The sequence below is a fragment of the Riemerella anatipestifer genome, from assembly GCF_009932355.1.
In the GTDB taxonomy this organism is placed as follows: domain Bacteria; phylum Bacteroidota; class Bacteroidia; order Flavobacteriales; family Weeksellaceae; genus Riemerella; species Riemerella anatipestifer_E.
On record NZ_LEKU01000014.1, the window covers coordinates 39,731 to 63,981 of the forward strand.

At 32.7% G+C, this 24,251-nt stretch carries 27 protein-coding genes; 8 read left to right on the forward strand and 19 right to left on the reverse strand.

Translation table 11 applies throughout. From position 1 onward, the window contains the following. Nucleotides 1-12: 12 nt before the first annotated feature. A complete protein-coding gene (locus GXW81_RS05435) occupies nt 13-1,119 on the reverse strand; it encodes a M14 family zinc carboxypeptidase (protein ID WP_161531520.1) in 1,107 nt (368 codons plus the stop codon). 335 nt (nt 1,120-1,454) lie between these two features. Here GXW81_RS05435 and GXW81_RS05440 point away from each other — a divergent pair, with 335 nt between their 5' ends. The 3 genes from GXW81_RS05440 to GXW81_RS05450 all read left to right on the forward strand — a co-directional run bounded on the left by GXW81_RS05440 (nt 1,455) and on the right by GXW81_RS05450 (nt 3,949). Then, nucleotides 1,455-2,510 (forward strand): TerC/Alx family metal homeostasis membrane protein, encoded by a 1,056-nt coding sequence (locus GXW81_RS05440; protein ID WP_161531521.1) that lies wholly within the window; start codon nt 1,455-1,457, stop codon nt 2,508-2,510. 179 nt (nt 2,511-2,689) lie between these two features. Further along, nucleotides 2,690-3,208, forward strand: coding sequence for a helix-turn-helix domain-containing protein (locus GXW81_RS05445; RefSeq protein WP_161531522.1), 519 nt, complete (start codon nt 2,690-2,692; stop codon nt 3,206-3,208). Nucleotides 3,209-3,472: 264 nt separating this feature from the next. Next, entirely contained in the window at nt 3,473-3,949 is a 477-nt protein-coding gene (locus tag GXW81_RS05450) for a hypothetical protein (RefSeq protein ID WP_161531523.1), read from the forward strand. A gap of 247 nt (nt 3,950-4,196) precedes the next feature. Here the strand turns inward: GXW81_RS05450 and GXW81_RS05455 are convergent, their stop codons facing one another. From GXW81_RS05455 to GXW81_RS05495, 9 genes are all read right to left on the reverse strand, one after another. Next, nucleotides 4,197-4,811, reverse strand: coding sequence for a DUF4230 domain-containing protein (locus tag GXW81_RS05455; RefSeq protein ID WP_154136946.1), 615 nt, complete (start codon nt 4,809-4,811; stop codon nt 4,197-4,199). A gap of 6 nt (nt 4,812-4,817) precedes the next feature. Further along, nucleotides 4,818-5,348 (reverse strand): thioredoxin family protein, encoded by a 531-nt coding sequence (locus tag GXW81_RS05460; RefSeq protein WP_161531524.1) that lies wholly within the window; start codon nt 5,346-5,348, stop codon nt 4,818-4,820. A 10-nt stretch (nt 5,349-5,358) separates the two neighbouring features. Then, nucleotides 5,359-5,829, reverse strand: a complete 471-nt coding sequence (locus GXW81_RS05465) for a nucleoside triphosphate pyrophosphohydrolase family protein (protein ID WP_161531525.1) — start codon at nt 5,827-5,829, stop codon at nt 5,359-5,361. Between the two features lie 24 nt (nt 5,830-5,853). Then, nucleotides 5,854-6,339 carry a cytidine deaminase gene (gene cdd / locus GXW81_RS05470; RefSeq protein ID WP_161531526.1) on the reverse strand — a complete coding sequence of 162 codons (486 nt, stop codon included), beginning with the start codon at nt 6,337-6,339 and terminating at the stop codon, nt 5,854-5,856. Between the two features lie 57 nt (nt 6,340-6,396). Beyond that, nucleotides 6,397-7,734, reverse strand: coding sequence for a helix-hairpin-helix domain-containing protein (locus GXW81_RS05475; RefSeq protein WP_161531527.1), 1,338 nt, complete (start codon nt 7,732-7,734; stop codon nt 6,397-6,399). Between the two features lie 88 nt (nt 7,735-7,822). Further along, on the reverse strand, nt 7,823-8,377 hold the full coding sequence (locus GXW81_RS05480; protein ID WP_161531528.1) for a hypothetical protein: 555 nt from the start codon (nt 8,375-8,377) through the stop codon (nt 7,823-7,825). Between the two features lie 22 nt (nt 8,378-8,399). Beyond that, the gene (locus GXW81_RS05485; protein WP_004918800.1) at nt 8,400-8,738 is read right to left on the reverse strand and encodes a MerR family transcriptional regulator; all 339 of its coding nucleotides are present in this window, start codon (nt 8,736-8,738) and stop codon (nt 8,400-8,402) included. 56 nt (nt 8,739-8,794) lie between these two features. Next, entirely contained in the window at nt 8,795-9,772 is a 978-nt protein-coding gene (locus GXW81_RS05490) for a glycosyltransferase family 2 protein (protein ID WP_161531529.1), read from the reverse strand. Nucleotides 9,773-9,779: 7 nt separating this feature from the next. Beyond that, nucleotides 9,780-10,661, reverse strand: coding sequence for a lysophospholipid acyltransferase family protein (locus GXW81_RS05495; RefSeq protein WP_161531530.1), 882 nt, complete (start codon nt 10,659-10,661; stop codon nt 9,780-9,782). Nucleotides 10,662-10,759: 98 nt separating this feature from the next. On the opposite strand from GXW81_RS05495, the gene GXW81_RS05500 reads away from it, so the two are divergent. Next, nucleotides 10,760-11,311, forward strand: coding sequence for a thioredoxin family protein (locus tag GXW81_RS05500; RefSeq protein ID WP_161531531.1), 552 nt, complete (start codon nt 10,760-10,762; stop codon nt 11,309-11,311). A gap of 41 nt (nt 11,312-11,352) precedes the next feature. Here GXW81_RS05500 and arsC read toward each other — a convergent pair whose 3' ends face one another. Together arsC and hisS are read right to left on the reverse strand one after the other, a co-directional pair. Beyond that, on the reverse strand, nt 11,353-11,700 hold the full coding sequence (gene arsC, locus GXW81_RS05505; protein WP_161531532.1) for an arsenate reductase (glutaredoxin): 348 nt from the start codon (nt 11,698-11,700) through the stop codon (nt 11,353-11,355). Then, nucleotides 11,697-13,055 carry a histidine--tRNA ligase gene (hisS, locus tag GXW81_RS05510; protein WP_161531533.1) on the reverse strand — a complete coding sequence of 453 codons (1,359 nt, stop codon included), beginning with the start codon at nt 13,053-13,055 and terminating at the stop codon, nt 11,697-11,699. The genes arsC and hisS overlap by 4 nt, the downstream gene beginning before the upstream one ends. A gap of 147 nt (nt 13,056-13,202) precedes the next feature. On the opposite strand from hisS, the gene pncA reads away from it, so the two are divergent. After that, nucleotides 13,203-13,808 carry a bifunctional nicotinamidase/pyrazinamidase gene (gene pncA / locus GXW81_RS05515; RefSeq protein WP_014938599.1) on the forward strand — a complete coding sequence of 202 codons (606 nt, stop codon included), beginning with the start codon at nt 13,203-13,205 and terminating at the stop codon, nt 13,806-13,808. Between the two features lie 106 nt (nt 13,809-13,914). On the opposite strand, the gene GXW81_RS05520 is transcribed toward pncA, so the two are convergent. Then, entirely contained in the window at nt 13,915-14,532 is a 618-nt protein-coding gene (locus tag GXW81_RS05520) for a porin family protein (protein ID WP_161531534.1), read from the reverse strand. 196 nt (nt 14,533-14,728) lie between these two features. Continuing rightward, complete coding sequence (asnB, locus tag GXW81_RS05525; protein ID WP_161531535.1) at nt 14,729-16,399, reverse strand: asparagine synthase B; 1,671 nt, start codon at nt 16,397-16,399, stop codon at nt 14,729-14,731. Between the two features lie 170 nt (nt 16,400-16,569). Between asnB and aspS the strand changes: the two genes are divergently transcribed. Next, nucleotides 16,570-18,318 (forward strand): aspartate--tRNA ligase, encoded by a 1,749-nt coding sequence (aspS, locus tag GXW81_RS05530; RefSeq protein WP_161531536.1) that lies wholly within the window; start codon nt 16,570-16,572, stop codon nt 18,316-18,318. A gap of 67 nt (nt 18,319-18,385) precedes the next feature. Here the strand turns inward: aspS and GXW81_RS05535 are convergent, their stop codons facing one another. Genes GXW81_RS05535 through GXW81_RS05545 form a run of 3 tightly spaced genes read right to left on the reverse strand, consistent with a single transcriptional unit; the run spans nt 18,386 to nt 21,335 of the window. Continuing rightward, nucleotides 18,386-18,991, reverse strand: coding sequence for a hypothetical protein (locus GXW81_RS05535; protein ID WP_161531537.1), 606 nt, complete (start codon nt 18,989-18,991; stop codon nt 18,386-18,388). Between the two features lie 9 nt (nt 18,992-19,000). After that, nucleotides 19,001-19,648, reverse strand: coding sequence for a lysoplasmalogenase (locus tag GXW81_RS05540; RefSeq protein ID WP_161531538.1), 648 nt, complete (start codon nt 19,646-19,648; stop codon nt 19,001-19,003). 10 nt (nt 19,649-19,658) lie between these two features. After that, complete coding sequence (locus GXW81_RS05545) at nt 19,659-21,335, reverse strand: formate--tetrahydrofolate ligase (protein WP_161531539.1); 1,677 nt, start codon at nt 21,333-21,335, stop codon at nt 19,659-19,661. 252 nt (nt 21,336-21,587) lie between these two features. On the opposite strand from GXW81_RS05545, the gene rplS reads away from it, so the two are divergent. Further along, complete coding sequence (rplS, locus tag GXW81_RS05550; RefSeq protein ID WP_004919056.1) at nt 21,588-21,944, forward strand: 50S ribosomal protein L19; 357 nt, start codon at nt 21,588-21,590, stop codon at nt 21,942-21,944. Between the two features lie 104 nt (nt 21,945-22,048). Beyond that, nucleotides 22,049-22,924, forward strand: coding sequence for a GTPase Era (gene era / locus GXW81_RS05555; protein WP_161531540.1), 876 nt, complete (start codon nt 22,049-22,051; stop codon nt 22,922-22,924). Nucleotides 22,925-22,963: 39 nt separating this feature from the next. On the opposite strand, the gene GXW81_RS05560 is transcribed toward era, so the two are convergent. Further along, nucleotides 22,964-23,317: an arsenate reductase family protein gene (locus tag GXW81_RS05560; protein WP_221410756.1), complete on the reverse strand. Its 354-nt coding sequence runs from the start codon at nt 23,315-23,317 to the stop codon at nt 22,964-22,966. 2 nt (nt 23,318-23,319) lie between these two features. Beyond that, nucleotides 23,320-24,144 carry a S1 RNA-binding domain-containing protein gene (locus tag GXW81_RS05565; RefSeq protein WP_161531541.1) on the reverse strand — a complete coding sequence of 275 codons (825 nt, stop codon included), beginning with the start codon at nt 24,142-24,144 and terminating at the stop codon, nt 23,320-23,322. Between the last annotated feature and the right edge of the window lie 107 nt (nt 24,145-24,251).

Consider the following 24,251-nt stretch of genomic DNA (forward strand, 5'->3'; position numbering starts at 1 on the left):
GGAAAAAGAAAGTTATTCTACTTTGAAATTAACAACGGCATCTAATTTAGGATATTTCTTATCACTCACAAAGTGTTTACCTGTACAATCTATTTCCTTCCAACCTTTCTTTCTACTACAATCACCCACCTCTACCACATAAGACACAAAGCTAATTTCCTCATCTCCTTCATGATAGACTTCCTTATATTGTACCGCTACATCTAACACACAAGGGAAATTAGTATTTAGTTTTACATTTCTATAAATAACATCATAATGAGTTTCTCTATTTTCTGGAATCTCAAAATACTTCTCATATCCGCCAGTTTCTCCTTTTAAGTCAGCCATCGCCCTCAGAGCGTAGTAAAGAGCCTTAGTGTAATATTCCCTCGTATTTGCACGAGTATAATCATCAAAGAAATGCCCACCTTCAAACAAAACGGTAGGGATTCCTGCTTTCATAAAATTATCTCCTGTAGAAGTAGGGTAAAACTCATCTGAATAACGCCCTATTTGATTTGGAATTTCTATTGATAACTTGCTAAAAATCTCAGCAATCACCGCCATACTTTTCTTTCTATTTTCTGTAACTTCTCGCTCTATATTTTCTGATGGAGCTAAAAAAGATAAAGTCGCAGGATGAACCGCATCTATTGTAAAAATAGTCCTTTGGTCATGCAAATTAAGAGCATAGTGATAATCACCATTTAAAACGATTTCTTTTAGAAGTCTCATTTCTAAAGAAGATTCTTTAACAAAATCTCTGTTAATATCTATATCCAGAGCATTTCTTCTCGTCCAAACTGCTGAACCATCAGGATTAAGCATCCAAATAAAATCCAATCTTATATCCTGCCAAAGTTGTTCTGATAAAAATGGATTATGCTCTAAAGATTCTAATAAATCCAACATAGCTAAAGTTGCAGTAGATTCGTTACCGTGCATCTGACTCCAAGCGACTACACTGGTTTTCCCTTTCCCTATACTCATCATATAAATAGGTAACCCCATAGGAGAGGTTCCTATCTGCTCTAAAACATTCCCATACTTCTCTTTTAGAAAAACAAACAATTTTTCGGGCGAAATATATCTATTTTTAAATTTTACATTTTTAACATACGAAAACACATTTGTCATAACAAATATTTTTATTTCCACAAAGATAATACTAAAAAAGCAAAAACAATATTTTACTTTTGTAAATTGTTTAAACACTTCTATATGACTAAATGTCTGTTGATAAAATTGTGGATTAAATACAATTCAATTAAAAACTATTAAATATTAAAAATCAGTATTTTATAAATTTTATATAAAGTATTTTATCAAATTAACTTTAATTGTAATTACTGCTATTTATCCCCATTTGCAGAAACTAACATTAAACACTTACAAATGTGTATTTCATGAAAAACGTTCATATTTTCACTTTTGTAATTAGTTAAGATTTTTTATTTTCATATCTTTGCTTTATGACAAACGAAACTATATTTCTATTAGGATTTTTAATATTCATTGGGATTGTTATGGCTCTAGATTTAGGAGTACTTAGCAAATCAAAAAATAAAAAAACGGAAGGTATTTCATTTAAGAAGGCCTTACTAATGAGTGTTTTTGTAGTCTGCCTATCTATGGTATTCTACTCTATCTTGTTAGGTTTTGGACATCAATTACACGGCATCGATAGTATTAAAAAACTAGAAACCATTGTTCAGAGACATAGGCATCCTATAAAGATAATCCCAAATGATTTAGAAACGAGTATCCAGATTTATAACCAAAATTTAGGACTAGAATATCTTACAGGCTACGTGGTAGAATATGCTCTATCGGTAGATAATATATTTGTAATTGTACTAATATTTACAGCTTTTGGTGTTGAGAAAAGGAACTATCATAGAGTTCTATTTTGGGGAATTTTAGGTGCTGTTGCTATGAGGTTTATGTTTATTTTCATAGGAGCCGCTCTTATAGAAAGGTTTGCTTGGATAATGTACGTTTTTGGAGCATTCCTAGTATTTACAGGGATTAAAATGTTCCTATCAAAAGATGAAGAAGAAAGTATAGATACTGAAAAACATCCTGTAGTAAAATTTGCTAATAAATATTTTAAAGTTCATAATCAGTTTGTAGGAAATAAATTCTTTGTAAATATAGATGGGGTAAAAAAAATGACCCCTCTATTTCTAGTACTTATCATTATAGAATTTACCGACTTAATCTTTGCCGTAGATAGTATTCCTGCTATTTTCTCTGTTACTAAAGACCCTTACATAGTGTTCTTTTCTAATATTTTTGCAATCATAGGTCTTAGGTCTATGTTCTTCCTATTGGCAGGGATTATAGATAAATTTAGATTCTTAAAAATAGGTTTAGCGGTATTGCTTACCTTTATAGGAGCGAAAATGCTTCTGCACCATCAGCTAGATGAGCTTGGATTTACCACTACACATTCGCTTATCATAATTGTAAGTATTTTGGCCGTAAGCATTCTTGCCTCTTTAATTCCAGTGAAAAAAACAGATTAAATTCTACGAATATTTACATATTTAAAATTAAATAAAGTGCTTATAATAAATTATTTATAAGCATTTTTTATTTTTGTAAATTTTAGTTTTCATCTCAATTTTACAAATGTTTATTGTTAACTCATTTATTTATTTTACTTTTGTAAAGCGCATTAATTAACAATTGTTATCTCTATTTTATGAGTTTAAATGAAAGAATATCCAAAGTTATAGCTTATTCGGAGCTTACCGCCTCTGATTTTGCTGACGAAATAGAAGTACAGCGATCTAGTATTTCTCACATCACTTCAGGGAGAAACAAACCCTCTCTTGACTTTATTATAAAAATAAAAGACCGATTTCCAGAAATTGAATGGGATTGGCTCATCAATGGAGAAGGTGAAATGCTAAAAACCGATAAGTCCTCTGAGAATGATAGTAGAGAACAGTCCACCTCTACCCTCCCCGATTTATTTAGTTTTGAAAGTAATTTTATAAGTGAAGAAAAAAAACAAGTTTTTCCTAATCCGCGAGAATCTCATAAAACGGAAGTAGATAAAGAAACTGAATCTATAAAAGAATCTCAGCCATTAGAGAAAAAAGTAGAAAATTCAGGCTCCGAAAAGATTATTAACATTGAAAAAGAACCTAGCACTCCAAAAGTTAAAAGAGTGGTTTTATTTTTTGATAATGGAAAGTTTGAGAGTTACGAAATATAATTACATTTTACTATTTCTCAACAAAAAAGTAGTCTAACCACAAAAAAACTACTTCTAGCAGAAAAATATAATTACAACTAAAAAAAACTTGCTTTTATTATGAAATCCATGATTCACTCAATCCAACAAGTTTCCAAATATTTTCAATTTTAATAAAAGCCAATACCTGATAAATAATCCGATTGATTATTATACATAATACTATTTATGCGACATTTTGTTAAATCCCTTAATCAACAATATATAAGGAAAATAAAAATTAAGATGCTAAAAAATAAAAGAAATCTTTATTCAATAATTACGCTGATATTTCTCTTTCAATTATTTATATTCTCGGATAATTTAATGCCATTTTCTTGGGGTAAATTAAAAGTTGAAGGTTTGGCTTGCACTTGTCCTGATTTAACTGTTAAAACAGGAAAAATATATTTGAGAACAATAACACCAGATAGTCTAAAGAGATTTAATATTGATTATTCAGAAATATATTTGACTGAAAATTCTTTTAAAAAATTCCCAAAGAACTTTAATCCTTCTTATATCTTTGATCCAAACTTTATAGAAGGGAAAGTTGTTGGAAAAAGAAATATTGAAGGCGAAAAGCATTGGAATTTAGTTTTTGATGTAAGTAATTGGCAAATTTTAAACCCCTTGAAAGATATTCTAATTAAATTTTTATTCTTTTTGCAAATAATAATTTTTATAATATACTACTTGAAAAATGAGAAAAACATCACATAACATGGGGGTTGCAAGATGCGGAATTGAAGTGATCTCAGAAAATTTCTAGAAAATACCCGCTTTTAGTTCTCTCGCAATTTAGGAAATAGAAAACGTTTTTGCTAGAGTTTCGTCATCCTTTCAACTTTCGATTGCAGTAGACCACACCTTGGAAGACTCCTTTCCATAAAAAATTTATTAATCATATTCACTTTTTTATCACAAAATATTTTATAAAATATTGAATAACTGCTAAATATAAATTAATTTAATATCCCTCAAGAGGAATCATTTTGGTTTCATCTACAATCTCGTATTTTAAGGCTTTAGCAAGAACAAATATTTCGTTAAGGTTGGTCATAAGTTGCTTTTCTCCTTGTTTCTTTAAATCTTCCTGATTAACCCTTTTGTATGCCTCATCTTTAGCATTTTGAGTTATTTTTTTAATATCCTTCTCATCAAAACGGTCAAAGAAAGAATCATCTAGAGATTGTATTTCTACACTTGGTATAATCCTAACTTGTGGCTGTGGTAACTCCTTTATAATTAGTTTCTTATCAGTACTATCTACCTCTATCTTCATTTTAGTTAAATCATAGGACACCTGTGCCATAGTCTTTGTAAAAGTGATAATTTTTTTCTCAGTAGATGGCAATAGACTGCTCCCTAAAAGCTCAGATTTAATAGTGGTTTTCTGCATACTAGAAAAGTTTTGTTCCATAACCACCATCTTATTCATTTTAGAAATTTGGTTGTTAATAAGGTAATAATCACTTACGATTTCATCTCCTTTTTTGGTCGTAAAACCCTTCCATGCAAAGAAAATAAGGAGCATTACTAAAACGCCCCCTACAAATCCTATAATAACTTTAATATTTTTCAATTTAGGTTACTTTTTCTTTACTAAATTATACAAATCTTGTTCCAAAAAGCCTGTAGATGGTGATTCTACAATACGCCCAATCTCTCTTCCGTAGCGTTCTAAAACAATAGTTGGTACTTTTTTCACATGATAATCTAACTCCTCACTTTCTGGTGATTCCATGCGTTTAGAAAGTGCTATTATTTTCATTTTAGACAACGGATAATCTATCTCTTTTAATATTTTAATCAGCCTAGGAAACTCTCTATGGCTATCCTCACACCAAGAGCCTACAAAAACGGTAAGATTGTATTTATTAAGCTCTTTGCTTTTTTTAAGTAGCGCTATAGTATTTTTATCTGTTTCGTAGTTGGCATACTCCTCATCATACCATGTTTTAAACGGCTCTTGCTGAAACTGACTAAGCGTTTGCTTTCCTAATAAAACTTTTCCATACTGTTCGGACTCTACTTGACGATTAACAACTGTTTTCTCAACCACTCCACAAGAAGCCATCCCCAGTGACAATACGGTACTTAGAGCAAGTTTTTTTATCATGATATTATTTTTATTTTTCTATTATTGATTTTAAATCTGCTGGAGAGTAATATTTGTTTTTCAATACTTTATCATCAGAAACTCTGTGTACATTGTATTTTGCTCCTGATTTTTCATAATAAGCCTCCTCCCCTTTTGTTTCCTTATAGAAAGCTACCGTCTCCTCTGCTTGTTGTTCGTTTTCGCAAGCTTTAGACATATTAGACCTTTGTACTTCGTTAAACAATTCTACAAACTTTTCGCCTAACCCAAACTCTAAAACAGCTCCACTTAGCACATACTGCAAGTCGCATAAAGCATCCGCTATCTCTACTATATTTTGGTCTTCTATTGCCTGTTTTAGCTCATTTAATTCCTCTTGTAAAAGGCTCACCCTTAATTCACATCTTTCCTTAGACGGAATTTGAGGTTGGTCTAATATAGGCGCATTAAAGGTTCTGTGAAACTCTGCTACTTGATTAAGGCTATCTATTTTTTCCATGTTTAATGTCTTATAAATCTATTATTATAAAAATGATTTATCAAAAGAAAACGGCAGTAAATCTCTTATACATTTCGTTTTATAGATTTCGCCAGAAACAGAAGCAAAATAAATTTCTATCGGTTCTTCTTGGAGAGCCTCATACTCCAAAATACTCTGTCTACAGGCTCCACACGGAGGAATTGCTATTGATGAAATACTATCTTTTGGTGCACCAATTACAAATAACTTCTTCATTTTAACAATTGGATAATTGGCAGATGCCCAATAAATGGTAGTTCTCTCCGCACACAACCCTGACGGGTAAGCTGCATTTTCTTGGTTACTCCCCGTTACAATTTCCCCATTTTCTAAAAGGATAGCACAGCCTACCAAAAAGTTAGAATAAGGTGCATAAGCCTTTTCTCTAACTGCTTTAGCGGCTTCGTATAGTTTTTTTTCTGTATCATTTAAAGCCTCTATACTTTCGAAAACTTCAAATGAAATATGAAGTGATTTTTCCATTTTCATTAGGTAAAATAAGAGGGTAAAAGTACGGATTTTTATTAAAAAAAACAATTAAAACCCTTACTCCGCCATATACCAAGTCATTTTTTCTAAATACTCTGGTTTAGGGTTGATAAATTTTATGATTTTTTTATCGTTGGGCGTTGTAAGTCTGTAAAAAATAATTTTATCTGCGTGATATTTAAAATAAGGATGTTTCTTTAGCCACTCTTCAGGAGCGTTAGATAAGCTATATTTCTTTACTTTAGAGGTATTTAGATTGGCTGTTTCTATTAACTTTTGAGTTAAATCAGGGTCGATATAATAGGTTTCTAGAATTTGCTTTTTGTTAGCAAACCCACCGAGTAGCCCTCTAAACGAAATATAACTTTTAGCTGCCTTAGGCGTAAACCCAAATTCCACTAACTGCTCATAAGAAATCTCATTAAGGTCCACCGAAGCAAAATTAGTCTTTATCTGAGGTTTTGTAGTTTCTACTACCGAAGGTTCCTCATTTTTAATTCTAATATAAGGACTTAATGCTTGGAATTTCTCATCAGAAATCACAAAACATTTCTTAACCTCGTCTACTGTTTTAAATCTTCCTTTGAGTATTTTCTGCTTATAGTTTACAATAACGGCAGCTTGTTTCTCCGAAAAACCCAGCTTTTGCCAGCCTACTAAATCCAAGTCGTTAGGATCAAAAGGTTGATATACAGCACTTTCTTTTTTCTCTCCAATTTCGTTGGTTGTACTAAGATTTACTTTATTTGGCAAAAGAACATACGGTGCTATAATAGCATAATTTTCAGGACTTAAGGTATAGCAGTCTCTTAATTTTTCTTTGCTAATGAAACTTCCACCCAAATAATTTTTATATTTGATAAAAGATTGAGCCTGTTTTTCAGAAAAGCCGAGCTTCATCCAATCCGAAACAGAGTATAAATCTGGATTAAAAGGCTTATTTACAGTAATTTTAGACTTATAAAACGATTGACGAGATGAGCTCTCATAAGACTTAGCCACTTTATCAGGAAGCATTATAAATTCTGACAATTCGCTAAATTTCTCTGCCGAGATTACATAGCATTTAGACAATTCTTCTTTAGACGAAAAAGAACCTCCCAACAAATCTTTATACTTTAGGATTGTTTCAGATTGTCGTTCAGAAAACCCTAAATTTTGCCAATCTTGTAAACTTAGCTGATTAGGATTAAATGGGGTAAGATTTAATTTTTCTCTATTTTGGTGTTCTACCGAGGTGGTAAAAGTTAGCTCAGGTAATGGTTGCTCTTCTTTTTGTTTTTTATAAAAGTAAAAAAATATCTGAATTCCTAAAAGCAACACCGCTATAACAGACCACCCTAACACTTGCTTTTTTATCATACTGAACTCCAGTCTAGAGAATGGCTTTTTCATAGCATTTAATTTTAGTTAGATGCTACCAAATTAAATAAAATTATGGAATTGAAAAATAGTTTCTAAATAAATCTTTAAACTCTTTAGATTAGTACTTTTTTAGACTTAACTGCATAAAAATTTGCCAAATCAGCACAATAATTATTTCAGGAATAATGATGTAAAAACTTAAGTCATAAAATTCTTTATGATACATAAACTTAAAAAAGAAATAACTTACTAAAGGAAAAAGAAAAGTTAAAAGAATCAACCAGATAAAGTATTTCTTAATATCAATCTTACTACCAAAAATTTTATTGTGATTTACAATAGTCAAAATACCACCCAATAATGAAACACCACAAACAGAAAACCAAAAAGAAAGCTGAAGCTCTGAGCTTCTAATAGAAAAGAATTTAGTAAAAAACGATACTATGACGAATCCTAAAATCCATTCAGAGATTATATACCAAATACTTTCTTTATTCAATAATTTGGTTTTGGGAGAAGTTATAATGGCAAAATTTAAACATGATAACGATAAGAGAGCATTGAAAAAGATTACCGAAATTTTTATTGAAAAACATAATTTATAAACATAACAAAACAACATCAGATTTGAAATAATCAAATAGAATATATCTAAAAATTTACGATTATTCATTTTTATCAGATGTTAGCCTCATTTACTCCTTATCCACCAAAGCGTCTTTAAGTTTGGTAAGTTCTGATTTTATAAACTCTAATCGGTCTATTATTTCTACCGTTTCGCTTACTTTTTCGTTAGTAGCCAATGCCACTCTAGCACCGTCTAAGGTGTAGCCTTTTTCCTTTACTAAGTGATAAATCATCTTTAGGTTATCAATATCCTTTGGCGTGAAATATCGGTTACCCTTCTTATTTTTTTTAGGCTTTATTACAGGAAATTCTTTTTCCCAATACCTTATGAGTGATGTATTTACATCAAAAGCCTTGGCAACTTCGCCTATGGAATAATATAGTTTTTCTGGAAGATTAAGTTTCATGTTTATACCAAATTAGAACCACAATTACAGTGGTAAAGCAAAAATACAAATAATCTCTAAACCTTAGTCTGGTTGAACAAAAAATATTTGAATATTAGCCACTTGGACTGATAATATTTGCTAAGTTGATTTTTATCTCTCCTACGACAAGTTCCGTACGCTTGAGCATAGAAACCAAAATGCCCCCTTACCACTGCCCAAAGATGAGGAAAACCGTTTTTAACCCCAAAATAAAGTCCTGCCACACCATCTAAACACAACCGAACGAAAATAATCCACAACAGATAGACAGGTAGATTTTTAAGCAACATAGAAAGATTATTCCTTATATTAAGATAAGTCTTATAAGGGCTTTGTTTATTAAGAGTACCACCTCCCACATGATACACTCTAGAAAGCCCAGTATAGTAAACTTTCTTTCCTAAATTCCTCAATCTCCAACAAAGGTCTATCTCTTCTTGATGGGCAAAAAAACGCTCGTCAAAACCACCGATGCCGAAAAAATCTTCACTTCTAATAAATAAACAGCACCCCGAAGCCCAATGTATCTCGCATATATCATCATATTGCCCTTCATCTTTCTCCAAGGCATCAAAAACTCGACCTCTACAGTATGGATAACCTAGGTTGTCTATCATTCCGCCACCTGCACCTGCAAATTCAAAATACTTTTCGTTATTAAAATCTAATATTTTAGGCTGTACCGCCACGATATTCTCATCTGATTTGAACAAATCTAAAACAGGCTCTAACCAACCAGAACTTACCTCTACATCAGAATTTAACAAGCAAAAAACATCTGCCTTTACAGCTTGTAAACCTTCGTTATATCCACCTGCAAAGCCGTTATTTTTTAAGTTTTTAACCACTTTAACCTCTGGAAAGTTTTGCTCTAAAAAAACAACAGAATCATCTGTAGAAGCATTATCTATCACCCAAATATCTACTCCTTGGGAATGTTTAATTACATTAGGCAAAAATCTTTTAAGCCAATGCTTTCCGTTCCAATTAAGTATTGCTATTGCTAATTTCATAATTTTATTATTTAGCAAAAGTTTTAATGGCATCTTGATACTTCCATCGCCTATGACTCCAAAGCCAATTGTCTGGTCGTTTTTTAATAGTGGTTTCTAGCATTTTATGAAATTTATTAACCACTTCGTACGGCTGAAATCGTTCTCCATCGGGGTAAATTCTGTAATAATTAACTTGATAAAACCCTCGTTTAACCTTCTTCATTTCGCAATAAATAAAGATTAAATCCATTTTGGTAGAAAGTTTATCATACCCAATAAAGGCAGGTGTTTTTTGATTTAAAAATTCTAAACCATAATCTACATCCACCACATACGGCGACTGGTCTGCCACAAACATATACACCGAATTACCATCGTTAGGCTGCTTTAATATATGCCTTATCACTTGCTTAGCCTCTAATGCTGTATTACCAAAACGACCTCTAATGAGTTTAACTTTTTCTTCCCAAAAAGCACTCTGCATTTTTCTATATACAGGAAAGCAGTATTTTTGTGGAACTACTTCTGCAAGGGCATTAAACCATTCCCAATTAAAGATGTGTCCGGAAAGCATTATAATATTTTTCTGCTCTTCTAACGCCTCCGAAAACAAATGTTGATTGATATGCTGAACTCGTACTCTTAGCTCGTTATTAGATACAATAAAGGTTTTTAATGTTTCTACAATATAGTCTGCAAAGTTTTGATAAAACTTTTTACAAATTGTATTGATTTCCGTTTCGGACTTCTCAGGGAAAGATTTTCTTAAATTCTCCAAGACTACTTTTTTTCGGTAACCTACTACATAATAGCTTAGTACAAAAATAAGGTCGGAGAAAATATAAAGCACCCTTAAAGGCAGTTTAGAGATGATATAAACGGTTCTAAAAAGGATATTATTTAGCATTGATTTTTCTTAACGACTGCAAATTTACAAATTACAAAACAGATGAGATGTCAGAATTATTCTTTATTTTTGGGATTTAAACTTAAAATCAAAAAATTATGAAATACCGCTATTTAACCATAGGATTGATGAGTGCTACACTCGCTATTTTATCTTGCAACAAAAATGCAGAGAACTCAACTAGCAATACCAGTGATAGTACAGAAATTAAACAAAAACTAGCCGAGCAAGAAAAGGACAAGCTAGAAAAGCCCTACCACCCAGAAGATAACGCCGAGGAGAAGATTGCTGCCTTAATTTCTCAAGCTCAAAAAGAGAATAAAAACATCATTCTACAGGCAGGTGGCAACTGGTGCATTTGGTGTCTTAGATTTAATGATTACATCAACAAAACGCCTGAAATAAAAGAAATTATAGACCAAAACTACCTCTACTATCATTTGAATTATTCAAAAGAAAACGAAAACAAAGCTCTATTTGAAAAATATGGCAACCCTGGTGAGAAATATGGTTATCCTGTATTTATTGTTTTAGACCAAACAGGCAAGGTAATCCATATACAAGACAGTGCTGTATTAGAAGAGAACAAAGGCTACAGTCTAGATAAAGTAAAGGCATTCTTCAACGAATGGAAGCCTAAAAATCTCTAAAAACAAATTGAGGTTATCCTTAAAAAGATAACCTCAATTATTTATTTTTTCAAAAAATCAATGATAAGTTCTGTTGGTCTGCCTATAGTGGCTTTTTTACCTTTAACCACTATTGGGCGTTCTATTAGACGAGGATTATTCAGCATTATTTCTAAATATTCGTCCTCTGTATAGCTTTTGTCTCCATAATTTTCTTTAAAGAATGTGTCTTTCTTTCGGATAAGTTCAGACGGCTTCATTTCTAAAGATGAAAGTATTTCTTCTAAATGTTCTTTAGTTAAAGAATCTTTAAGGAGATCGAACACTTCCACATTCTCATTGGCAGAGTTTAGCAGTTCTAAAGCTCCTCTTGACTTAGAACATCTGTTATTATGGTATAATTTTATCATAAATTTTGGTTTAAAAAATCCTCTAAAGTTACCGATTTTTGCTCGCCAGTCTCTAGATTTTTAATAGAAACTTGTTTAGTTTTAATTTCTTCTTCCCCTACAAACACAATATATGGAATCCCTTTTTTCTCCGCATAAGTGAATTGTTTTTTCAACTTAGCAGCTTCTGGATAAAGCTCCGCAGAAACACCTTTAGCTCTTAATTGTTGTATAATATCCATAGAGTGAAAAGCCTCCTGCTCTCCATAATTAGCAAAAAGATACTTCGTATTTTGAGACACTTCTTGTGGAAAACGATTGAGCTCTTCCATAACTAGATAAATTCTATCTAAGCCAAAAGAAATCCCTATTCCAGGAATATTTTTAACACCGAAAACTTCTGTTAGATTGTCATATCTACCACCACCACCAATGGAGCCTAACTGTACCTCGTTAGACTTAACTTCAAAGATAGCACCTGTGTAATAATCTAGTCCTCTTGCTAAAGTAATATCAAATTGAAGCGCCTTTGGAGAAACACCCAAAGCAAGACATTGTTTAATCACAAACTCTAATTCCTCAACACCTTTCAGCCCTATTTCTATATCAGAAAAACGCTCTTTAAGTGCCGATAGATATTCTAAACTATCCTCTAATGGATGGAATAGAAACTCCAACTTTTCTATCGCTTCACTAGGTATATTTTTATTTTTAAGCTCCTCAATAACCCCTTCTTTACCGATTTTATCTAACTTATCCAAAGCTACAGTAAAATCTATCAACTGTTCTGCTATACCTGCATAAATAGCTAACCCTGAAAGTATTTTTCTGTTATTGATATGGATTTTCACATCTAAATTAAGCTCAGCAAAAGACTTTAAATAAAGCTGAACTAACTCTACCTCTTGCCAAAGGCTTTCGCTACCCACCACATCGGCATCGCACTGATAAAATTCTCTAAAACGACCTTTCTGTGGTCTATCAGCGCGCCATACAGGTTGAATTTGGTATCGTTTGTACGGAAATACAAGCTGACCGTGATTCATAGCCACAAATCTCGCAAATGGAACGGTAAGGTCGTATCTCAGTGCCTTATCGGATACTTTAGGCGTGAGTTTTTTATGGTCTTTTTCTATTAAATCTTGTTCTGATATTTTACTTAAATAATCTCCAGAATTCAAAATTTTAAAAATAAGCCTATCTCCTTCCTCCCCATATTTCCCTGTAAGAGTTGATAAATTTTCAAAACTAGGTGTCTCTAATGGAGAAAAACCAAACAGTTCAAAATTCTTTTGTAAAATACTAATGATATATCTTCTACAATAAACTTCTAATGCCGAAAAATCTCTTGTTCCCTTTGCTAAACTAGGCTTCATAAACTCATCACTTTTAAAGCTACAAAAGTACAGAAAAATAAGTTGTCCACAATATTAGCGTAAAATCTTGTAAAATATGTCTATTTGTCAGTAATTTTAATTTGGCGAAAAATTTGTTTTGAGATGAAATTATAAAAGATTAAAAATATGAAAAAAGCACTTATTGTGGTAGATGTTCAAAATGATTTCTGTGAAGGAGGAGCTTTAGCTGTACCAAACGCTAATGAAATTATCCCTTACATCAACCTTTTAATTGAAGAGAATCAATATGATAAAATAATTTTCACACAAGATTGGCACCCTGCAAATCACAAATCATTTGCATCTAATAATGGTAAAAAAGTAGGTGAAACCATATCACTGAACGGCGTACCACAATTTATGTGGCCAGACCATTGTGTAGAAAATTCTTTTGGTGCAGAATTCCATAAAGACTTAGACACTAGCAAAGTAGATTATATTGTAAAAAAGGGTAAAAACCCAGAAATAGATAGCTATAGTGCATTCCAAGACAATAATCATTTTATGAAAACAGGGTTAGCTGACTATCTTAAAGAAAACGATATACAATTAGTAGAAATTGTTGGCTTAGCACTAGATTATTGCGTTAAATACACTTGTTTAGATGCTGTTAAAGAAGGATTCTTAACCTGTCTACACTTTAATGGTACTCGTGCTGTAAACGTAAAACCTGAAAACGGAAGAGATGCCATCTACGAAATGCTAGAAAATGGTGTTACTATCTTAGGTTAAAAAATAAAACACTCATAACTATTTATGAGTATTTTTCTTCCATATCAATATAAATAAAAAAAGCTGAGAGGGAAACTTCTCAGCTTTACTTTTGCTAAAATATACTCTAGAATTTAACTCCTAAACCTACTTGGAAAGTATTGTTCTTGTTGGTTGTATTATCTGACGCAGAAGTTGTTCCATTTTTAGAAATATCTGTAAAACCTGCTACGTATCTAGCATTAACACCTATGTTTGGTGTAATATCAAACCCTAAACCTAACCCCATTCCAAAGTTGAAGCTATTAAAGTTATCCTTATTAAGTTCTGCAGGGATTTTTCCCGACCCAAGAGGTGTTTCGTAAGAAGTTTTAGTATTTGCTCCCACTAAAAAGCTAAACTCTGGTCCAGCTTCTAGATAAAATTCAGGAGTAGCCTTATATTGGAACATTACAGGAACCGAGATATAGTCTAAGTTTAATTTCGTTTCTGCTTTTCCTAATATAGGAACATTCATTGTAGTTTTAGAGCCCAAATTGTTATAAAGTATCTCAGGCTGGATACTAAAACTCTCCGATACAGGAGCGTTCAGAAATACCCCAGCATAGTAACCTACTTTAGCCTTAGTATCATCGTAGCCCTCCTTAGAGATAGAAGATACATTTAAACCTGCTTTTGCTCCAAATTGTTGTCCAAATGCAAATGAACCAGCTACTACCGCTAATCCTAAAAATAATTTTTTCATAATTCCAATTTTTTAATTTTATAAAATTTGTTTTTTACAATAACTTTCTAATCAAAAGGCTTGCCAAAATTAAACAATTGATTAAAAATAAGCGTGAAAATAATCTTCATCTACTGTATTTCAATTCAATAAAAAAGGTTTGGAATATTTTTCAATCCAAACCTCAACCTTAATTATTTTTAAGATTATTAAATATCTATTTTCGGTAAGCCTCGGTGTGTACCTTTGCTACGGCTCTTCCAGAAGGATCGTTCATATTTTTGAAAGATTCGTCCCAAGCCAGTGCGGTAGGTGTGCTACATGCCACAGATGGCACAGACGGAACAGTAAGTGCTGCCGCTTCTGAAGGGAAGTGTTCTTCAAAAATACTTCTGTAATAATATTCTTCTTTAGATGTAGGCGTTTGTACAGGAAAACGAAACTTAGCATTAGCTAATTGCTCATCTGTTATCTTTTCGTTCACTAGTTCTTTAAGCTTATCTATCCAGCTATAGCCTACTCCATCAGAAAATTGCTCTTTTTGTCTCCACGCTACAGATTCTGGTAAGACATCTTCAAAGGCTTTTCTAAGCACCCATTTTTCCATTCGCTCTGGAGTAATCATTTTATCTTTCGGGTTGATACGCATAGCTACATCCATAAACTCTTTATCTAAAAACGGTACTCGTCCTTCTATCCCCCAAGCCATAAGAGATTTATTAGCTCTTAGGCAGTCATATTGGTAGAGTTTATCTAATTTTCTTACCGTTTCGTTATGAAACTCTTCTGCATTCGGAGCTTTATGAAAATAAAGATAACCTCCAAAAAGTTCATCTGAGCCTTCTCCAGAAAGCACCATTTTTATCCCCATAGATTTAATTACTCTCGCCATTAAATACATTGGCGTAGAAGCTCTTACCGTAGTAATATCGTAAGTCTCTAGGTAATAAATTACATCTCTTATAGCATCTAAACCTTCTTGTATTGTAAATTTTATTTCATGATGAATGGTCCCTATATGCTTTGCTACTTCTTTCGCTGCTTTAAGGTCTGGAGAACCTTCTAACCCTACCGCAAACGAATGTAGTTGAGGATACCATGCTTCAGATTGGTCATCAGTTTCTATTCTTTTAGCAGCATATTTTTTAGCTATGGCTGAAGTAATAGAAGAATCTAAACCGCCTGAAAGTAGTACACCATAAGGCACATCAGACATCAACTGACGGTGAACGGCAGCTTCTAAAGCTTCTCTAAGTTCAGACAGATTAGTGGCATTGTCTTTTACATTGTCAAACGCTCTCCACTCTCTTTTGTACCACTGCTCAAATTTAGCTTCTTTGCTATGCCAATAATGACCTGGAGGAAATATTTCTATTTTAGAACAATAACCTTCTAAAGCTTTAAGTTCAGAAGCTACATAAAAAGTTCCATTTTTATCCCAACCTATATATAATGGGATAATCCCCATGTGGTCACGAGCGATAAAATATTCATCTTTTTCGGTATCATAAAGGGCAAATCCAAAAATACCATTAAGTTCATCTACGAAATCTTTACCTTTCTCCTGGTAAAGAGCCAAAATGACTTCGCAGTCAGATTCTGTTTGAAACTGATATTTCCCTTCAAATCTTTTACGAATTTCTCTATGATTATAAATTTCACCATTTACAGCTAAAACCAACTTTCCGTCAGGACTGAACAGTGGCTGTTTCCCAGAAGTAGGATCCACAATAGCTAGACGCTCGTGAACGATAACCACTTTATCGTCACTATACACACCACTCCAATCTGGACCACGATGACGTATTTTTTTTGACATTTCTAATACCTGAGGTCTAAGACTCTCCGCCGATTGCTTTATATCAAAAGCACAAACAATTCCACACATATATATATTCTCCTAAAATTATAAATCTACGACAAATTTATCATATTTATACGATATCAAGCCTTCTTTAAATCAAAAAAAATAAAAAAAGTGAAAGAAAAATATTTTTTGAGGGCAATTCCGTATCTTTGCACAGATTGTAAAATAAACTATAATACTAATAGAATATTATGTTCCGAACACATACTAATGGCGAACTTTCGCTGAAAAATCTTGATGAAAATGTAACACTTTCTGGCTGGGTACAGACAATAAGAGATAAAGGTTTCGTAGTCTGGATAGACCTTAGAGACCGCTATGGCATTACTCAACTTGTTTTAGACGAGGAAAGAACATCTAAAGAGCTACTAGAGAAAGCTAAGAAACTAGGTAGAGAGTTTGTGATACAAGCCAAGGGAAAGGTTATTGAAAGAAGCAACAAAAACCCTAAAATACCTACTGGAGAAATAGAAATATTAGTAGAAGAGCTAAATATTTTAAATGAATCTCAACTTCCGCCTTTCACTATAGAAGATGAAACAGATGGTGGTGAAGAACTGAGAATGAAATACCGTTATTTAGATATTAGAAGAACACCTGTAAAAAATAAGCTCATCTTTCGTAGTCAGATGGCACAAGAAGTGAGAAATTACCTTTCTAACCAAGGTTTTATAGAGGTAGAAACACCTGTACTCATTAAATCTACCCCAGAAGGAGCTAGAGATTTTGTAGTACCTAGCCGTATGAATGAGGGGCAGTTTTACGCTCTACCACAATCTCCACAAACCTTTAAGCAACTCTTAATGGTAGGTGGAATGGATAAATATTTCCAAATTGTAAAATGTTTTAGAGATGAGGATTTAAGAGCAGATAGACAGCCTGAATTTACTCAAATAGACTGTGAAATGGCATTTGTAGAGCAGGAAGATATTATGAATGTATTTGAAGGTATGACAGCTCATCTCCTAAAGAAAGTTACAGGGAAAGATTTTGGAGCCTTCCCTAGAATGTCCTTTGCCGAGGCGATGCAAAAGTATGGTAATGATAAACCAGACATCAGATTCGGAATGGTATTTACTGAACTGAATGAAATTGTTAAGGGAAAAGATTTTAAAATATTTGATGAAGCAGAATTGGTAGTTGGTATCAATGTAGAAGGCTGTGCAAACTATACTAGAAAACAAATAGATGAACTTATAGATTGGGTAAAACGCCCACAAATAGGTGCTACCGGCATGGTTTGGGTAAAATATCAAGAAGACGGGACACTAACCTCTTCGGTTAATAAATTCTACACTGAAGAAGATTTAAAACTGATTGCTGAAAAATTCGGAGCAAAAGTAGGTGATTTAATGCTTATCATGAGTGGAACAGCTTCCACCGTAAGAACTCAACTCTCAGCTTTAAGAATGGAATTAGGCAACAGGTTAGGCTTAAGAAAACCTGATGAGTTTGCTCCTCTTTGGGTGGTAGATTTCCCTCTTTTAGAGTGGGACGAAGAAACTCAGCGTTACCATGCGATGCATCACCCATTTACTTCACCAAAGAAAGAAGATTTACATTTACTAGAAAATGAGGCTAGCAAAGCGAGAGCTAATGCCTATGATTTGGTACTTAATGGTAACGAAATTGGAGGTGGTTCTATCCGTATTTACGACCGAAATTTACAATCTAAAATGTTTAATCTATTAGGTTTTACAGAAGAGGAAGCAGAAGCACAATTCGGATTTTTAATGAATGCCTTTAAATATGGTGCTCCACCTCATGGCGGACTTGCCTTTGGTTTTGACCGACTAGTGGCTATCCTAGACGGCAACGAAGTTATTAGAGATTATATTGCTTTCCCTAAAAATAATAGCGGTAGAGATGTCATGATAGATGCTCCAAGCAACATTGCAGAAGAACAACTAGAAGAGTTACACTTAAAACTAAGAAACTAAATAATATAATAAAGCCTCTCTTTAGGAGAGGTTTTTATTTTATATACTACCAACTATAACATAAGAGCTATCCTCTAAGTCTTTCTAATAGAACCATCATGAGGAAAGACAAAACAACCAAAGTTTCCTCTTCATCATCTATGTCTAACATTCGGTTAAGTTGAAATTTTCTACCAAAAAAAGAAGGCATTTTTTTCAACTGAAAATAAGTTTTACCCGAAGCATCTTTAACGGAATAACTAGGATTAAACAAATAACCAGTAAAAAAACTTAAAATAGGGATTTCACCTACAAAACTATCCAAAATCTTAACGAAAGCATTATCCTCCGAAATACTATACTTTAATTGGTTATTTTCGTCTATTATGTCATAATGAGCCTTCCATATAGAACGCATACCTTTTCTAGCCAGTCTTCCATAAAGTTTATTATTAACAATATCTAACATAGAATAAGACGCATTAAAGTCTAGCCATCTATCTGCCTTTATACGAAATAATTCCTGCTCTTTTTTCTCATTATTATAAACTACTACATCTTCTTTTAGCTTAAACATTTTCTGTCTTACATAGGCTACATAATTACCATTTTTATCCGTGATATTAAAATCACTGGCAAGGGTAGTTAGTTTAAACTTAAAGTCTAACGGATAATTTAAATTTTTAAGTACCATATTTTAAAATTATTTAGGTTGAATTTCTCTTTGATATTTTGCAATTTTATAAATACCATAAGCTAAACATACTTGAGCTATAATATAAGTTATCATTACCGCAAGACCTTTATACACATTATATTCAAAGAAAATAGAATGAGCAAGAATCGTATCCGATATTACAAAAAACAAAACTCCAAATTTAATGTATTTATTTTTTAAGCCTAACGAAAAATAAAGCATTACCGATATAGTAGAAGCATACACAACTACAGGGATTTTCATATCACCTAAATGACTCCAAAACAAGCTAATAAAGACAGCTAAATAAATAGCTATCGGTAACAATTTTACTAAAGAAAATTGAGGCGACCTTATTCTATAAAAACAGATAATGTAAAAAATATGAGCTAATAAAAAACTAGCTAATCCATACAAAAAACCAGAGTCTTTTAGTAAAAAAACATCACCTAAAAAACTAAAAAACAATCCTGTTAAAAAAAGTTTATTATTACTTAGTGACTCGGTTTTATTAAGTTGATAATAAATTAAAGCTATTATAGGAATTAGTAGTGGCTTACTATATATTCTTATACCTATCTTGTCAAAATAGATTCCTAGTAAATCTACAATGAAAACAATACTCAATAGTATGATGTAGCCTATTTTTTTCATTTCTTAATTATTAGCTAAGCCCTGTAATTACGCCATTATCATCTATATCCATACCTTCGGCAGCAGGGATACTAGGCAACCCTGGCATACGCATAGTAGTCCCAAGCAACGGAATTACAAACCCTGCACCAGCAGCAAATTCAAACTCTCTTACTGTAACTTCAAAATTTTCAGGTCTACCAATTTTAGAATCGGTATCACTAAGAGATTTCGGCGTTTTTACCATGCAAACAGGAAGTACTGAAAGTCCTAAAGATTCTATCTTTTTCAATTGAGTTTTAGCTTTGGAAGTATAAGCAACAGATGATGCACCGTAGATTTCTTTTGCTATCTTATCTATTTTTTCTGGTATGGTTTCTGTGTAAGCATAAAGTGGCTTGAAATTGCAACTATTGCTTTCCGCCAATTCGGCAACTACTTTAGCTAATTCTTTCGTACCTTCTCCACCTTGTGTAAATCCATAGGAAACCACGGCTTCTATGCCTTTCTCTTTACATTTTTCTTTAATAAAATTTATTTCCTCCTCGCTATCTGTATCAAAATGATTGATAGCTACCACAGGCTTCAAACCAAATTTCATTACATTTTCCAAATGTTTTTCTAAATTACCTATCCCTTTTTTTACAAAATCTAGATTAGGTGTGCTATATTCCTCTTTTTTAGCTCCTCCGTGATGTCTCAAAGCCCTTACCGTAGCCACTACAACCACCGCATCTGGTTTTAGCCCTGCAGAAACACATTTAATATTAAGAAACTTTTCCGCTCCTAAATCTGCTCCAAATCCTGCTTCAGTTACGGTATAATCAGCTAAAGACAGTCCCATTTTAGTCGCTAAAACAGAATTAGTACCTTGTGCTATACTTGCAAACGGACCACCGTGTAAAATAGCAGGATTGCCTTCTAGAGTTTGTACAAGATTAGGTTTTATAGCGTCTTTTAGAAGGATAGCCATTGCCCCTACAACATTTAAATCTCTAGCATAGATTGGTTTTTTATCATAAGTACTTCCTACATAGATGTTTCCTAAACGCTTTTTGAGATCTGAGAAATTTTCAGCTAGACAAAGAATAGCCATAACCTCAGAAGCAGGTGTGATATTGAAACCGTCTTCTCTAGGAATACCATTCGCAGAGCCTCCAAGTCCAATTACTATTTGTCTTAAAGCCCTATCATTCATATCCATTACTCTTTTCCAAACCACCGTTCTAGGGTCTATATTAAGCGAACGAGATGCGTTTTGAATATTATTGTCAATAGCTGCAGCCAACAGATTATTTGCCTTTTCTATAGCAGAAAAATCACCTGTAAAATGCAGGTTAATATCTTCCATTGGAATCACTTGGGAATAACCACCACCTGCAGCCCCACCTTTAATTCCAAAAACAGGACCTAAAGACGGCTCTCTTAATACAGCGATGGCTTTTTTTCCAATTTTATTAAGTCCTTCGGTAAGCCCTATACTTACGGTAGTTTTACCTTCCCCTGCTGGGGTAGGTGTAATTGCAGTCACAAGAATAAGTTTAGATTTTCCTATTTTATTCTCGTCAATTAGCGACAATGGAAGCTTAGCTTTATACTTTCCGTATAATTCTAAATCATCTTCTGGAATGTTAACCTTTGCAGCAATTTCTTTTATTGGTAATATTTTTGCACCTTGTGCTATTTCTAAATCTGCTGGAAAACTCATAATACCTATTTTAATAATTTAACTAAGCCCAAATTTACTAAAACCTAAGGCAATTGAAAAGTTATTAAACCTTTATTTTGTCATTGTTTTTTGCATACAGAGGCAAAATTTTCTCTATTGAACCTGACATGTAAATTTTCTCATAAAAATTAGGCTGATTAAAAAAAATATTTTAACTTTGCCGACTGTTAATCAACCTCTGACGAGAGCCGTGTATGTTGTTTGGCATAAACTTATTTTATTTATTAAAAAATGGATTTAATTAAGTACGTACAAGACAAGTACATTACAAAAAAAGAATTCCCTGAATTCAAAGCTGGTGATACCATCACTGTTTACTACGAAATTAAAGAAGGTCAAAAAACAAGAACCCAGTTCTTTAAAGGAGTAGTTATCCAACTAAGAGGAACTGGAGCTACTAAGACTTTCACTATCAGAAAAATGAGTGGCGATGTGGGTGTAGAAAGAGTATTCCCTATCAATATGCCTGCTCTACAAAAAATCACAGTAGACAGAAGAGGTAGCGTAAGAAGAGCTAGAATCTACTACTTCCGTGACCTTAGAGGTAAAAAAGCTAGAATTAAAGATAAGCCTTATATTGCTAAATAATTTAGGCTTTACTAGAAGAACTAAACCAAAATCCCTCTTAGTTATTAGAGGGATTTTTTTATTTATAGACCATTTCATAACTTTGTAGAATATAAAATAATATAATGCACAAAGCAGGATTCGTAAATATCGTAGGAAAACCAAATGCTGGTAAATCTACCCTTCTTAATCAATTGATGGGTGAAAAACTAGCGATAGTAACTAAAAAAGCACAAACCACAAGACATAGAATATTCGGGATTTATAATGAACCTGATTTGCAAATTGTTTTTTCTGATACTCCAGGAGTGCTAGACCCAAAATATGGACTTCAGGAAAAGATGATGGATTTTGTAAAAGATTCTCTACAAGATGCAGATGTCTTTCTTTTTATAGTAGATGTAACTGATAAAGATGCTCCTTCAGAATTTTTGGTAGAAAAGTTGAATAAAATTCCTGTTCCTGTACTTATCCTTATCAATAAAATAGACCAAACCAATCAAGAGGAATTAGAAAAATCAATGCATTTTTGGCATGAGCAAATACCTAAGGCGGAAATATTGCCTATATCTGCACTAGAGGGGTTTAACACAGATGTTATTTTACCGAAGTTAAAATCTTTGCTTCCTGAGAATCCACCATACTACGATAAGGAACAATTTACAGATAAATCTGAACGCTTTTTCGTAAATGAAGCCATTAGAGAAAAAATCTTGCTCAATTATGAAAAAGAAATTCCGTACTCGGTAGAGGTGGTTACAGAAATGTTTAAAGAAAAAGAAGGTATTATCTTTATAGACTCCATTATCTATGTGGAAAGAGACAGCCAAAAAGGTATTTTAATAGGACACAAAGGCGAAGCTATAAAAAAGGTAGGCACACAGGCAAGACTTGATTTGGAAAAGTTTTTTGATAAAAAAATCCATCTTAATCTTTTTGTAAAAGTTAGAAAAGATTGGCGTAAAAATGAAAGAGATTTAAAAAGTTTTGGTTATAGATAAAATAGAAGCACGCACCTTAAGAAGATGCGTGCTTTTTTATTAAAAATACTTTTGTTGTAATGCCTCTATGGTTTTAGAGCTATTACCTATATAAATATTTTCTTTCCCTACAAGAAATACAGGTCGTTTTAAGAAACTATAATGCTGTAATAAAAGTGTTTTGAAGTCTTCTTCTTTCAACTCTTTCACATCTATATTGTTTGCTTTAATTTGAGTAGAACGCTTACTAAAAAGCTCTTCATAAGACTTTGTAATAGCATACATCTGGGAGAGTTCTTCTTCGTTTATAGGCTCACTTTTGATTTCTCTTAGATTCCAATCTGATAAATCTAAATCTTGCATAATTCTTTTGCAAGTGCTACAGGTTTTTAGATAAAAAACAGTCTTAGTCATTTTTATAGAAGTTTAATTTTATCGTCTAATATTTCTATTATTTTATCTTTATAAAGACCTCCAATGGCTTTTTTAAAGTTTTTTTTGCTCATCTGTAGTTCAGTCTTTATTTCTTCTGGAGATGACTGGTCAGATAGATAGAGTAATCCATAATTTTCCTCTAGTTTATCTAATATCTTTTGCTTGAATTCATCTATATTAGTATAGCCTTCAGGTTGAAGACTTACATCTATTTTACCATCTTCTCTAATGTTTTTAATATACCCCTCTATTTCGTTTAATGGATAAAGTTTTTGGTAAACATCTGAATTATAAACCAGTCCAATATATTTTTGGTTAATAATAACATTCCACCCTAGCTCTGTTTCATTCATGAGAATAAGGTTTACCTTCTCCCCTTTCTTTAATGATAAATTTTGATATTGAGGATTTCTTTTAAATTTGGTAGTTCCTGTAAGTAACCCTGTTTCTTCATCTACATAGACATAGATAAGATAGCGTTTTTCCTCCTGCATTTTACCCTTTTGTTGTTTATATGGGACAAATAAATCTTTGATAATCCCTAAGTCCATAAAAGCACCGCTAGGTAACACTTGCACACAGTTGAGAACGGCGAATTCATTAACTTGACAAAGAGGTATTTCTGTAGTTGCTTTGAGGATTCCTTCATCTTGATAAACAAACACCTCTAGGCTGTCCCCTACCTCCATATTAGGCAAAGTAAAAATATTAGGGAGTAGGCATTGTTCACCATTATCTGATGTTAGTAACCAACCATTATCTGTTTTTTCTTTTATTTCAAGTGTTTGAGTAATTCCGATTTGCATTTCAAAAATATTATACCTTTGCAAAGGTAAGTTTTCTATTTATAAATTCGTTACTTTACTATCTCTTATTGATATCAAAAACAAAAAGGCACTTCGTGAAAAGTGCC